This window comes from Rhizobium sp. SAFR-030, assembly GCF_059415005.1.
Genome location: NZ_JBPFDO010000003.1, coordinates 44,366 through 57,029 on the forward strand (window position 1 = coordinate 44,366; position 12,664 = coordinate 57,029).

Sequence of the window (12,664 nt, forward strand, 5' to 3'; positions counted from 1 at the left end):
TGCAGGTGGCAGGCTCCGCCTCAGCGGCAGTCGCGCACCGATTGCAGCGCGGCGCTGACGCCCTTGAGCGAATAGGTATAGCTGGTGGCTGTGCCGCGCGCCGATGTTGCCTTCAGCGTCATTTCGCTGCCACTGCGCATGGCCGTGACCAGTTCCGGCTCGCGGGCCGGGTCGCGCACCCAAGCGGCGTTTTCCTTGGGCACCAGGATGAAGTTCTCCGAGCCGATGCTGAGGGTCAGCTGCGACCCGTCCTTCAGCCCGTAGCCCATGATCGCCTGGGGCATGTAGGACGAGTTGCCCGATTGCGGCGCGACCAGGAAGAAGTTGTCGCCATGGCTGACGCTGGCGGGAGCTTGGACCGTCGGCACCGACAGAACGTAGCAGTTCTTGCCGCTGCCGCTGCCATAGGAATAGACGCCCCATGCATCGAATTGCTGGACCCGCGAAGGCTGGGCGCTGGCGCCGAGCGCGGATAGCAGGACAATGGAAATGGCTAGGGCGCATGTCTTTTGAGACATCGAACTCTCCTGGATATGGCAGATGAAACCTTCCCGGACGCGAGACGCAGAACGGGAGCGACAGCGTTCAATTGAACGGCAGGAGAGTTATCGAATGGTTAACCCGGGGATCAACCCTTGGCGGCGGAAGCTCACAAAGGGTTGATGGCATCGGCCGGGAAAATGCGGTTTCGCCTGTCGAAAAGGCAAACGCGGCGAGAGCGCAGGGTCACGGTCGGGCCGGAATTTCGACACCGCGCTGGACGGCCGGGCGGGCCATCATCCGGTCGAACCAGGCTGACAGCGCCGTCAGCTTGTCGTAACCGACGAGATCGGCCGCGTCGTAGAAGCCGACCAGCGAACGCACCCAGCCGACGATCGCGAAATCGGCGATCGTCACCTCGTCGCCCATCATGAACTGGCGTCCGGTCAGCCGCTGTTCGAGGACGTCGAGCAGCCGCTTGGTCTCGGTCAGATAGCGCTCGAGCGGGCGCTTGTCGGCGATCTCCTTGCCGGCGAACTTGTGGAAGAAGCCGAGCTGCCCGAACATCGGGCCGATGCCGCCCATCTGGAACATCACCCACTGGATGGTCTCGTAGCGGCCGGCCGCATCCTTCGGCAGGAACTGACCGGTCTTGTCTGCGAGGTAGATGAGGATGGCGCCGGATTCGAACAGGCCGAGCGGCTGGCCGTCCGGGCCGTTGGGATCGAGGATGGCGGGGATCTTGCCGTTCGGGTTCAGCGACAGAAACGCGTCGTTGTGGCTTTCGTTGTCGCCGATGTTGACGAAATGCGGCTCGTAGGCGAGCCCGGTTTCCTGGAGCATGATCGACACCTTCACGCCATTCGGGGTCGGCGCGGCGTAGAGCTGCAGGATGTCCGGGTTTGCGGCCGGCCAGCGGGTAGTGATGGGGAAGGCGGAAAGGTCGGCCATGATGATCCTCTTGTCGGTTGAGGAAGACTTAGGCGCCCCTCGGCTCATGTCCAGGCAACGGGCAGGGCAGGGCTGCTCGCGTCAGTGAAGACTTGAACGTTATCAGCAGGATGCGTGCGGCCGGTGAGGCATCGATTCCGCCAGCTGTCTTGTGAGGGTTCGGGCATGGACGCTGTCCTGGCGACCTAATGCGCTGAGTCCGGCAGTCGCGCCAAGTCCTTGAACGAGGATTCCTTTCAGGCTTCGGCATCATCCAGATTTTCGACAGGAGGCGTCGAAGTTTTCAAGCTTTGCAGCCCGGGTGGCGGTTTCTATGTAGAAGGCAGCACAGCAAGAATGGATAGAGACGATGGAACTTGGCCTTTACACCTTCGCAGACGTCGATCCGGCGATATCGAGCGGCAGCCGCGGCGCCGATGCAGCGGTGCGCCTGAAGCACCTGCTGGAGGAGATCGAGCTTGCCGATCAGGTTGGCCTCGACGTGTTCGGGCTCGGCGAGCACCACCGGCCGGACTATGCCGTCTCGTCGCCATCGACGGTGCTGGCGGCGGCGGCTGTGAAGACGAAAAATATCCGCCTGACCAGCGCCGTCTCGGTTCTCAGTTCCGACGATCCGATCCGCGTCTTCCAACAGTTTGCGACCGTCGACCTGCTGTCCAATGGCCGCGCCGAGATCATGGCGGGGCGGGGCTCCTTCATCGAATCCTATCCGCTGTTCGGCTACGACCTGAAAGACTACGACCAGCTGTTTTCCGAAAAGCTCGACCTGCTGCTGACCCTGCGCGACAACGAGATCGTCGACTGGGCGGGCGAGCTGCGTGCGCCGATCGAAGGGCGCGGCGTCTATCCGCGGCCGCTGCAGGAGAAGCTGCCAGTGTGGATCGCCGTCGGCGGCACACCGCAATCGGTGGCGCGCGCCGGTGCCATGGGACTGCCGCTGGCGGTAGCCATCATCGGCGGCGACTATGCCCGCTTTGCGCCGTTCTTCGAGCTCTACCGCGAGGCGGCACGCCGCGCCGGTCAGGACGCCGCAACCCTGAAGACCAGCATCAACGTGCACGGCTTCATCGCCGATACGACGGACGCCGCGGCCGACCAGTTCTATGGGCCGCAGGCGGCCGTCATGGACCGGATCGGTCGCGAGCGCGGCTGGCCGCCGACCAACCGCGCGCAGTTCGACCGGGCCCGCTCGGCGCCCGGAAACCTGTTCGTCGGCGATCCGGAACTGGTGGCCGAAAAGATTGTTGCGGCCCATCAGGTGTTCGGCAATGACCGGTTCCTGCTGCAGATGGCGATCGGCCTGATGCCGCATGCGCAGATCATGCGCGGCATCGAGCTTTTCGGCACCAAGGTGGCTCCGCTGGTTAGAAAAGCGTTGACCGCGAAGGCGGATGGCGCGAAACCGGCGGCCTGAAAAAAGCAAGCCGGAACCCGCACGCATGATCGTCTCCACCGAAGAGGAACTGGCAGGACTGAAGGCCATCGGCCGGCTTTGCGCGCAGGCCGTCGACGCCATGGGCAAGGCGCTGGAGCCTGGCATCACGACGCTCGAGCTTGACCGCATCGGCCGCCGGATCCTCGAAGATGCAGGCGCCCAGTCGGCCCCGGAGTTCTGCTACCAGTTCCCTGGCGCCACCTGCATCAGCGTCAACGAGGAAGTGGCGCATGGCATTCCCGGCGCGCGGGTGATTGCCGCCGGAGATCTCGTCAACATCGATGTCTCGGCAGTCAAGGACGGCTTCTTCGGCGATACCGGCTCGTCGTTTGCCGTGCCGCCGGTGAAGCGCGAGATCGAAAAGCTGGTGCGCGACGGCCGGCGGGCACTCTGGACGGGCCTGCAGCAGGTGAAGACCGGCAGGCCGATCGCCAATATCGGCAATGCCATCGGCGCGTTTGCCAAGAAGAACCGATACACGCTGATCACCAACCTTGCCAGCCACGGGGTTGGTCGCTCGCTGCACGAAGAGCCGACGGAAGTCTCCACCTGGCCGGATCCGGACGAGACGCGCCACATGGAGGAAGGTCTGGTGTTCACCATCGAACCCTTCCTGTCGCTCGGCGGTACCTGGGCAGAAGACGCCGGTAATGGCGACCCGTGGACGCTCTACAGCGATCCGAAGGCGCCGACCGTGCAGTTCGAGCATACCTTCGTCGTCACCCGCAACGGCCCACTGATCCTGACCCTGGCGGACTGAAGGCAAGCGCTGCCTGATCCCGCGCCGGATCAGGCCTGTGTGGTCCACATCAGCCGCTCTGATAGTCTGGTGAAAAATGCTGAATTGTCGCCGTCGCACTTTGCTGCGACAGGAGGGCATGACGCAATCTCCTGCCGCCGAACGTCCCATCCTCGTCGCTGCCGCGGGCGCGATCACCATGGCCGCCGCCATGGGCTTCGGCCGCTTCTTCTACACGCCCGTGCTGCCGGGCATGATGATCGACCTGCCGCTGTCGGCGGCCGATGCCGGGCTGATCGCCGCCGGCAATTTCGCCGGCTACCTGGCAGGTGCGATGCTTGCCGCCTATGGCTGGGCGGCCGGGCGCGAGCGACCACTGGCGATCTCGGCGCTCGGCCTCACGGGCCTGCTGCTGGCGGCGATGGCGTTCACCTCGTCACTGCCGCTGTTCATCTTCATCCGCTTCCTTGCCGGTCTCGCCAGCGCCTTTGCGATGATCTTCACGGCGTCGATCGTGCTGCCCTATGCGGCCGGAAAGCCTGCGGTACAGTCGGTATTCTTCGCCGGCGTCGGGACGGGTATCGCCGTGTCCTCCCTGGTCGCCCTGCTGATCAACGGTTTCGCCGGCGATGCCGCGCACGGCTGGCGCTGGAACTGGCTCGCCGGCGCACTGCTGGTGATCCTCGCCACCGTGATCATCACCCTGCGTCTGCCCAAGCCGCGTGCCGGTCACCGTCCGGCCCGCGAGCCGCCGATCGCCTGGACGCGGCCGCTGGTGCTGCTGACCGCCTCTTACGGCCTCTTCGGTTTCGGCTATGTCGTCACCGCCACGTTTCTTGTTGCCATCGCCCGGCTTTCGGCAGCCGGTCCGCTCGTCGAATTCTTCGCCTGGTTCGTCACCGGGATCGCGGCGGCCGTTTCGCTCTTCCTCTGGCGGCCGGTCGCCCGCAAGATTGGCGTCGAGCGGGTCTATCTCGTCTGCCTGCTGGTGGAGGCGATCGGCGTCGTTGCATCCGTGCTGATGCCGCCGGTTGCCGGAACCCTGCTCGGCGGACTGGCGCTCGGCCTGACCTTCATCACCATCACCGCCTACGGCCTGCAGATCGGCGGACGGCTGGCGCCGCAGAGCCCCCGCCGGGCGCTCGCCTTCATGACGGTCGCCTTCGGCTGCGGGCAGATCGTCGGTCCGCTGGTGGCCGGCTGGGCGACGCAGTGGAGCGGCAGCTTCACGCTGGCGTCGATCATCGCGGCGCTGGTGCTGATGATATCCCTGGCGCTGATGCTGCCGCTTGCCGGGCGTGTGTCGGGCTACTGAGGGCGCCGCGTTACATTTGCGTAACCCGCGCGCTTCGCCATTGCTGGGATTTCCGATCTGGCCTAGAGCTTCTGCTGATTTGAAGGCTGTGGCCTCAATCCGCTTCGGATTGCCGCCGGCCGCTCAACCGTAGCAAGGGAAACCCCTCTTCGTGTTCCATTCGTTTTTCCCCCGGCCCAAGCTCTTCTTCACCTCGGCGATCCTGTGGGCGATCGTCTGCATCGGCGTCTGGTATACGGTCGGACCGCAAATCGGAGCGACCATCGGCCTGCCGCCGCTCGGCCCTGACGAAAAGGCGCCGATCGGGCTTGCCTACTTCTTCTCGCCCGACAATCTCTGGTTCTACCTGTATTTCACCATCTTCGTGGTGATCTTCGGCGCCGTCTGGAAAGTGGTCGCACGCGACCATCCGTGGACCAACTGGTCGATCTGGGGCTCGGCCTTCATCATCTTCATTGCCTATTTCTCGGTGCAGGTGTCGGTGGCGCTGAACAACTGGCGCGGACCGTTCTTCGACCTCTTTCAGGCGGCCTTGTCGGGGCAGGGCGGCGTGACCGTCGAGCAGCTCTATTCGCTGCAGCTCCGCTTCCTGGAGATCGGCATGGTCGGGGTCGTGCTCAACGTGGTCACCGCCTTCTTCACCAATCACTACGTCTTCCGCTGGCGCACGGCGATGAACAATTTCTACATGTCCAGATGGGACAAGCTGCGCCACATCGAAGGCGCCTCGCAGCGTGTGCAGGAAGACACGATGCGCTTCGCCAACATTCTCGAAGGGCTGGGCGTCACCTTCATCAACTCGATCATGACCCTCGTCGTCTTCCTGCCGCTGCTGTTCCGCATGTCGGAATTCGTTGGCGACCTGCCGATCATCGGTGCGGTTCCGCATGCGCTGTTCTGGCTGGCAATCGTCTGGTCGCTGTTCGGCACCGCGCTGCTGGCAATCGCCGGCATCAAGCTGCCCGGCCTGCAGTTCCGCAACCAGCGCGTCGAGGCCGCCTATCGTAAGGAACTGGTCTACGGCGAAGACCATGCCGACCGCGCCGATCCGATCACTGTGCGCGAGCTGTTCTCCAACGTGCGGCGCAATTATTTCCGCATGTACTGGCACTACTGCTACTTCAACGTGGCGCGCTACACCTACGGCCAGCTCGATGCGATCTTCCTCAACTTCATCCTGATCCCGACAATCGTTGCCGGCCGCATCACGATGGGCACGTGGCAGCAGATCGCTACTGCCTTCGGCGAGGTCAGCAACTCGTTCCAGTATCTGGTGAACTACTGGGCGACGATCATCGAACTCCTGTCCATCCACAAGCGCCTGAAGGCGTTCGAGGCGGCCATCGACGACAAGCCGCTGCCGGGGATCGACCAGCGCTACCTGCGTCGCGAAGCCGACGCGGGAGAACTGGCCGCCGACAAACCCTATTGATCGACTGCCTGGATCGGCCCTCCGCCGATCGACGGAGACAGCAGCAGACAGCATTTCGGGCCGCGCCGGATATCGATCCGGCGCGGTTCTTGTTTGGTGGGAGGGCAGGCGGCGGTTGTCAGTGAGGAGGTTGGCAGTGATGCCGCCCGCCCGGACCAGAGTTGCGAACATCTTGGCGGATGGTGTCAGTTTCCGTAGTCTGTCCACATTCCTGTCTCACCGGATCCAGGCGGCAGAACCGTCCGATCCCTGGGAGGAAGGGCCGCCGGCTCGCGACCCGGCACCCGTTCCGGTGAGCCATCAGAATAGGCCCGTTGCGCTCAGGCGGGGACGACAGGCATTGCCCGCCGCGGTCAAGCTGCTGCCACCGCTAGGATATTTCTACGGATCGTAGGTCCAGCGTCCCCGGGATCAGAAGGGCGAGCCGGCCTTTTGTGCCGGGCTGGTCTCCAGCCGGTCCTTCAGCGCCTTGATGGCCTCGCCATAGGTAACGCAGGCGACATCGGCGCGGCTGCAGATCTCCGGCACCAGCCGCTCGAGCGCCCGCCAGTAGGCGCCGGCGTTCATCTCGACGAAATGAAATCCGAGCTGCAGCGGGATGCGGTCACCATCATACTGCCTGTCGAACGCGGCACGAAACGCCTGGTAGGTCCGTTCCTCGAATTCGGCAGAGCGGCTCGGTTCGTCGAGCGCCATCGAGTGGCGGACGAACAGGTTGTAGTCCATGGCGATGATCGGCCGCTGCTGCGGGCCTTCCGGGATCAGCGGCAGGCCAAAGTTCAGGACGCCCTCGCGGTTTTCCGGCAGCATCGGTCCCTTGGTCACGCCGCTTGCATCATAGGTAAAGCCCTCGCGCCGCTCGGCCTCGTTAAGGGCGTCGCCGGTCGACAGATAGGGTGCCCGAAAGCCCTTGATGTCGCGCACGAAGTCGCGCCAGCCTTGAGGCTCGCGGTCGCCGGCGGACAGGTCCTGCCAGGCGGAGGAGAGGATCCGGCGAAAGCTGCGCATCTCGCCGCGCCATTCCTCCGTCGTCCAGGTCCGCCCGTCGAAGTGGCCGCAGGTGTGGCTGGCGATCTCATTGCCTTCGCCATGCGCCTGCCAGATGTGGTCGAGCCGCGTCACGGCTTCGTCCACAGTCTGGGCAAAGCCGATATTCGAGCGACCGGGTTTCTGGTGCGGTCCCTGATAGATCTTCGCCCGGGCCCGGTCGATGACCAGCGTGCAGGAGAGGAAATAGGTGAAGCGGGCATTGCCGCTTTTGGCCAGTGCCCGGCTGCGCGCCCAGAGGTCGTTGCTGCCGGCCCCGTCGAACGAGATCAGCACCAGCTGCTTCGGCCGTTCACTGGCCTCAACGGCAGACGTGGAGATGAGGAGGGCGGCAAGCAGGGCAATGGCAGAACGCAATGACTGATCCTTGTTCCGGTTCAACGGCGCCCGTCTTCTCCGGCCCGATTGCGGCAAAGCTGGGGTCGCGTCAAGATCGGCTTCGCCGTCGCAACCTGCCGGCCCTTCGCTCTCGCTCCGGGCGTTCGCCACTAGAAACGATTCACCGGATCGTTTCTCCGTGCGCATGAATGCGCTCGGCCGTGTCTTGCCGGCCTCTCGCTCGGGCTCGAGGCGTTCGTTGCTCAGATCGCTTCGCTGGAGCGATCTGACGGCTTCGCCGTCGCAACCTGCCGGCCCTTCGCTCTCGCTCCGGGCGTTCGCCACTAGAAACGATTCGCCGGATCGTTTCTCCGTGCGCATGAATGCGCTCGGCCGTGTCTTGCCGGCCTCTCGCTAGGGCTCGAGGCGTTCGTTGCTCAGATCGCTTCGCTGGAGCGATCTGACGGCTTCGCCGTCGCAACTCACCCCCTTACATCCTCGGCAAAATAGGTTAGAAGGCAGGCTTTCGAGTTGAAGGGCCGTCCAGCGGCCGGAGTTTCGCATGGCACAAGACAACGACAGCTTTATCCGCGAGGTGAACGACGAACTGCGCTCGGAGCGGGTTTCCACAATCTGGCGCCGCTTCCGTCCCGTCATCATCGCGGCCGCCTTGCTGATCGTGCTGGGAACCGCCGGCTATCGCGGCTACGAATATTGGCATACGCACAATTCGTCCCGCTATGGCGACGAGTTCCTCGCCGCGCTGAACCTTGCCAAGCAGAACAAGACCGACGAGGCGCTTGCAGCGCTCGGAACGCTGGAAAAGGACGGCGGCGGATCCTATCCGGTGCTCGCCAAGCTGCGGGCCGCGACGCTGATGTCGGAAAAGGGCGATACCGCCGGCGCCATCGCAGCCTTCAACGATGTGTCGAAGGACAATTCCATTCCCGAGGTGGTCCGTGATCTGGCGAAGCTCAGGGCGGCCTGGCTGCTGATCGATACCGGCACCTATGCACAGGTTTCCGCCGAAGCCGAAGTGATGGCGACGCAGAACCACGCTCTGCGCCATTCGGCGCGCGAAGCGTTGGGTCTTGCCGCCTACAAGGCCGGCGATACCGCCAAGGCCAAGGAGTGGTTCACCGAGATCGCCAGCGACGCCGAAGCGCCGCGCAACGTGACGAACCGCGCCCAGATCATGCTCGACACCATTGCCGCCTCGGCCGCTGCACCCGGCGCCGCGCCGGCGCCTGCAGCCCCGCAGGGCTAACGACAGGCCAGAAAGGCAACGACCATGAGCTTTACCGTCGCGATCGTCGGCCGTCCGAATGTCGGCAAGTCGACGCTGTTCAACCGGCTCGTCGGCAAGAAGCTGGCGCTGGTGGACGATACGCCGGGCGTCACGCGTGACCGCCGGCCGGGCGACGCCAAGCTCGTCGACCTGCGCTTCACGATCATCGATACGGCCGGCCTGGAAGAGACCGGACCGGATACGCTCGAAGGTCGCATGCGGGCGCAGACCGAGATCGCCATCGACGAGGCCGACCTGACGCTGTTCGTCGTCGACGCCAAGATGGGCCTGACGCCGCTCGACAAGACCTTTGGCGAACTGCTGCGCCGCAGCGGCAAGCCGGTGGTGCTGGTCGCCAACAAATCCGAAGCGCGTGGCTCCGACGGTGGCTTCTACGATGCCTTCACCCTCGGGCTCGGTGATCCGGTGCCCGTCTCGGCAGAACACGGCCAGGGGATGATCGATCTGCGCGACGCGATCGTCGAGGCGATCGGGCCGGAAATGGCCTTCGGCGACGATGACGACGAGGCGGAAACCAACATCGACGTCTCGCATTCAGACACCGATATCGACGACGACGAATACGAGCCCGCCTATGACGACACCAAGCCGCTGCGCGTGGCGATCGTCGGGCGACCGAATGCTGGCAAGTCGACGCTGATCAACCGCTTTCTCGGCGAAGACCGGCTGCTGACCGGACCGGAAGCCGGCATCACCCGCGATTCCATCTCGGTCGAGTGGGAATGGCGCGGCCGGACCATCAAGATGTTCGACACCGCCGGGATGCGCCGCAAGGCTCGCGTCCAGGAGAAGCTCGAGAAGCTGTCGGTCGCCGACACGCTGCGGGCCATCAAGTTTGCCGAGACGGTGGTGATCATCTTCGACGCCACCATCCCCTTCGAGAAGCAGGACCTGCAGATCGTCGACCTGGTGCTGCGCGAAGGCCGGGCTGCGGTGCTCGCCTTCAACAAATGGGATCTTGTCGAGGAGCCGCAGGCGGTGCTTGCAGAACTGCGCGAGAAGACCGAGCGGCTGCTGCCGCAGGCACGCGGCATCCGCGCCGTGCCGATCGCCGGCCAGACCGGCTATTCGCTCGACAAGCTGATGCAGAGCATCATCGATACCGACATGGTGTGGAACAAGCGCGTCTCGACCGCCAAGCTTAACCGCTGGCTTGACAGCGTGCAGGTCCAGCATCCGCCACCGGCCGTGTCCGGTCGCCGCCTGAAGCTCAAATACATGACGCAGGTGAAGGCCCGCCCGCCGGCCTTCATGATCTCCTGCACGCGGCCCGATGCGGTGCCGGAATCCTACATCCGCTATCTGACGAACGGCCTGCGTGCCGACTTCCAGATGCCCGGCGTGCCGATCCGCATCCATCTTCGGGCGTCGGAAAACCCATTCGAATCAAAGCGCAAGAAGCGCTGACGGAGAATTGGATTCAGGGAGTTAAAGCTCTGAATCCGGTTCGTGGCGCAGGCAGCGACTTGCGCCCCTGGGCGGTCTGCACATTGTTGAGGAACTGCCGCGAGGCTGCCTCCCAGGTGAAGCCGCGGGCGAGCCGTCTGGCGTTCTCGCGCGGGCAGGCGAGTGCGTCGAGGCAGGCCTGGCGCAGGTCGTCATTCAACGCGCCGGCACCCGAACCAGCCTCGATGATGTCCACCGGTCCGGTCACCGGATAGGCGGCGACCGGAACGCCGCTCGCCAGGGCTTCGAGGATCGTGTTGCCGAAGGTATCGGTCTTCGACGGGAAGACGAAGACGTCTGCCTGCGCGTAGGCGCGGGCGAGCTCCTCGCCGGTCTTCATGCCGGTGAACAGGACGTCAGGATAGCGGCGCTCGAGTTCTGCGCGCAGCGGACCATCGCCGACCACCACCTTCGAGCCGGGCAGATCGAGATCGAGGAAGGCCGGCAGGTTCTTCTCGATTGCCACGCGCCCGACGGTCAGGAAGATCGGTCGTTGCAGGCCGAAGGGGGTCTGCTCGGGTGGCATCGGTCGGAACTGGCTCTGGTCGATGCCGCGGCTCCAGCGCAGCAGGTTCTTGAGCCCGAGCCGCGACAGTTCGCGCTCAAGGCTGGCCGTCGCCACCATGCAGCCGTTGCCGGCATTGTGGAACCAGCGGACAAAGGCGCGCAGCCAGCGGATCGGCACCGGGAAGCGCGCTGCGACATATTCGGGAAATCGCGTGTGGTAGCTGGTGGTGAAGGCAAGCCCCTGCTTCAGGCACCAGCGCCGGGCGATGAGGCCGAGCGGACCTTCGGTTGCGATGTGAACCGAAGCCGGGCCGATCTTTTCCAGCATCCGCGCGACCGAAGCGTAGCTTGCGATCGACAGCCGGATTTCCGGATAGGTGGGGCAGGGGACGTTGAGAAAATCCTGCGGCGTGATCATCGAGACTTCGATGCCCATGCGCGACAGTTCGCGGTTGGTGTTCTCGATCGAGCGGACCACGCCGTTGACCTGCGGATACCAGGCATCGGTAACGATGGTGATCTTGGTCATCTTCGCCAGACCCTCGTGCTCCGCGCGAGCCGAATCGCGCTCAGACTGTTCACGAGATTTCTATCGGCGCTGCGTGTTACAGGCGGATGTCAGGGGCGGCGGCAGCTCGATCGACGGCGCCGAACCCGCGCGATCAGCGCGGCAGAAGCGCCGGATCGATCAGGGCGCCGTGATGGGCGATGACGACCGAGGCGACGGCTGCGCCATGGGCCGCGGCTTCGGCAGCCGTGGCGCCGGTCAGAAGCTTGGCGAGGAAGCCGCCGTTGAAGCTGTCTCCGGCACTCGTCGTGTCGACTACGTTTTCGGGCGGCACGGCCGGCACGAAGATCGTCTGGCCGTCCTCGGCGATCGTTGCGCCCTGTGCGCCGTTCTTGACGACAACCGTGTTGGCGCCCAGCCCCAGGTAGCGGTCGATGGTCGCTGCCACATTGGCATCGCCGAAATGGGCGGTCTCGTCGTCGAAGCTCGGAAGCACGATGGTGGCGGCCCGGGCACCGGCGGAGATCACTTCGAGCATCCGCTCCCGGTCGGTCCACAGGCGCGGGCGAATGTTCGGATCGAAGGCGATGGTCTTGCCGGCTGCGCGGGCGCGGCGGATTTCCGCGAGCAGGGTATCGGCGGCACCGGGGGCAAGAATGGCCAGCGTGATGCCCGAGAAGTAGACGAGGTCTGCCGCTTCGATCGCGGTCCGCAGGTGATCGGCGTCGTCGGCCAGAAGCTTTGCGGCGGAGGTGTCGCGCCAGTAGCTGAAGGTACGCTCGCCATCCTTGAGGCTGATCATGTAGAGGCCGGGGGCGCGCCCGGGGATGTGCCGGATCGCCTCGGTGCCGATGTTTGCCTGTCGCATGAACGCGAGCAGTTCACCGGACAGGGGGTCGTCGCCAAGGCCGGTCATGTAGCCGATGTGCCAGTCGCGGGGCATCAGGGCGCGCAGATACCAGGCAGTGTTGAAGGTATCGCCGGCAAATCCCTTGCGCAGCAGTCCTTCGCCGGCCTGGGACAATTCCACCATGCATTCGCCGATCGACAGAACCTGCCTGACCATTCATTCGCCTCCGCACTTCGCCTAGCGCCAATAGGATGAAGCGCAAGCCAAGGCAAGGCACGCGGAGAGGCCGGACCTCACTTTCCGTTGTCACGCGCTTTTGCGCCGCGA

General features: G+C 64.6%; 11 protein-coding genes. 6 read left to right on the top strand and 5 right to left on the bottom strand.

Annotated elements, in window-relative coordinates; all coding sequences use genetic code 11:
- Positions 1-20 precede the first annotated feature (20 nt).
- Together ACR65N_RS09750 and ACR65N_RS09755 are read right to left on the bottom strand one after the other, a co-directional pair.
- Positions 21-518 (bottom strand): invasion associated locus B family protein, encoded by a 498-nt coding sequence (locus ACR65N_RS09750; protein ID WP_430304258.1) that lies wholly within the window; start codon positions 516-518, stop codon positions 21-23.
- Positions 519-726: 208 nt separating this feature from the next.
- On the bottom strand, positions 727-1,431 hold the full coding sequence (locus ACR65N_RS09755; RefSeq protein ID WP_440456844.1) for a glutathione binding-like protein: 705 nt from the start codon (positions 1,429-1,431) through the stop codon (positions 727-729).
- 349 nt (positions 1,432-1,780) lie between these two features.
- On the opposite strand from ACR65N_RS09755, the gene ACR65N_RS09760 reads away from it, so the two are divergent.
- From ACR65N_RS09760 to sbmA, 4 genes are all read left to right on the top strand, one after another.
- Positions 1,781-2,845, top strand: coding sequence for an LLM class flavin-dependent oxidoreductase (locus tag ACR65N_RS09760; protein ID WP_440456845.1), 1,065 nt, complete (start codon positions 1,781-1,783; stop codon positions 2,843-2,845).
- Positions 2,846-2,870: 25 nt separating this feature from the next.
- On the top strand, positions 2,871-3,626 hold the full coding sequence (gene map, locus ACR65N_RS09765; RefSeq protein WP_440456846.1) for a type I methionyl aminopeptidase: 756 nt from the start codon (positions 2,871-2,873) through the stop codon (positions 3,624-3,626).
- A gap of 118 nt (positions 3,627-3,744) precedes the next feature.
- Positions 3,745-4,920 (top strand): YbfB/YjiJ family MFS transporter, encoded by a 1,176-nt coding sequence (locus ACR65N_RS09770; protein ID WP_440456847.1) that lies wholly within the window; start codon positions 3,745-3,747, stop codon positions 4,918-4,920.
- 151 nt (positions 4,921-5,071) lie between these two features.
- Positions 5,072-6,352 (top strand): peptide antibiotic transporter SbmA, encoded by a 1,281-nt coding sequence (gene sbmA / locus ACR65N_RS09775; protein WP_440456848.1) that lies wholly within the window; start codon positions 5,072-5,074, stop codon positions 6,350-6,352.
- A gap of 411 nt (positions 6,353-6,763) precedes the next feature.
- Here sbmA and ACR65N_RS09780 read toward each other — a convergent pair whose 3' ends face one another.
- Positions 6,764-7,756: a polysaccharide deacetylase family protein gene (locus ACR65N_RS09780; RefSeq protein WP_440456849.1), complete on the bottom strand. Its 993-nt coding sequence runs from the start codon at positions 7,754-7,756 to the stop codon at positions 6,764-6,766.
- Between the two features lie 523 nt (positions 7,757-8,279).
- On the opposite strand from ACR65N_RS09780, the gene ACR65N_RS09785 reads away from it, so the two are divergent.
- Complete coding sequence (locus ACR65N_RS09785) at positions 8,280-8,984, top strand: tetratricopeptide repeat protein (protein ID WP_440456850.1); 705 nt, start codon at positions 8,280-8,282, stop codon at positions 8,982-8,984.
- Positions 8,985-9,008: 24 nt separating this feature from the next.
- A complete protein-coding gene (gene der / locus ACR65N_RS09790) occupies positions 9,009-10,433 on the top strand; it encodes a ribosome biogenesis GTPase Der (RefSeq protein ID WP_430304249.1) in 1,425 nt (474 codons plus the stop codon).
- 13 nt (positions 10,434-10,446) lie between these two features.
- Here der and ACR65N_RS09795 read toward each other — a convergent pair whose 3' ends face one another.
- Positions 10,447-11,508: a glycosyltransferase family 4 protein gene (locus ACR65N_RS09795; protein ID WP_440456851.1), complete on the bottom strand. Its 1,062-nt coding sequence runs from the start codon at positions 11,506-11,508 to the stop codon at positions 10,447-10,449.
- A 133-nt stretch (positions 11,509-11,641) separates the two neighbouring features.
- Positions 11,642-12,553: a sugar kinase gene (locus ACR65N_RS09800; protein WP_440456852.1), complete on the bottom strand. Its 912-nt coding sequence runs from the start codon at positions 12,551-12,553 to the stop codon at positions 11,642-11,644.
- Positions 12,554-12,664: the final 111 nt, after the last annotated feature.

What these genes read in the sequence shown, in the direction of transcription:
- der (WP_430304249.1), top strand. Translation starts at nt 9,009, where the DNA reads ATGAGCTTTACCGTCGCGATCGTCGGCCGTCCGAATGTCGGCAAGTCG.
- ACR65N_RS09760 (WP_440456845.1), top strand. Translation starts at nt 1,781, where the DNA reads ATGGAACTTGGCCTTTACACCTTCGCAGACGTCGATCCGGCGATATCG.
- ACR65N_RS09755 (WP_440456844.1), bottom strand. Translation starts at nt 1,431, where the DNA reads ATGGCCGACCTTTCCGCCTTCCCCATCACTACCCGCTGGCCGGCCGCA.
- ACR65N_RS09750 (WP_430304258.1), bottom strand. Translation starts at nt 518, where the DNA reads ATGTCTCAAAAGACATGCGCCCTAGCCATTTCCATTGTCCTGCTATCC.
- map (WP_440456846.1), top strand. Translation starts at nt 2,871, where the DNA reads ATGATCGTCTCCACCGAAGAGGAACTGGCAGGACTGAAGGCCATCGGC.
- ACR65N_RS09795 (WP_440456851.1), bottom strand. Translation starts at nt 11,508, where the DNA reads ATGACCAAGATCACCATCGTTACCGATGCCTGGTATCCGCAGGTCAAC.
- ACR65N_RS09785 (WP_440456850.1), top strand. Translation starts at nt 8,280, where the DNA reads ATGGCACAAGACAACGACAGCTTTATCCGCGAGGTGAACGACGAACTG.
- ACR65N_RS09800 (WP_440456852.1), bottom strand. Translation starts at nt 12,553, where the DNA reads ATGGTCAGGCAGGTTCTGTCGATCGGCGAATGCATGGTGGAATTGTCC.
- ACR65N_RS09770 (WP_440456847.1), top strand. Translation starts at nt 3,745, where the DNA reads ATGACGCAATCTCCTGCCGCCGAACGTCCCATCCTCGTCGCTGCCGCG.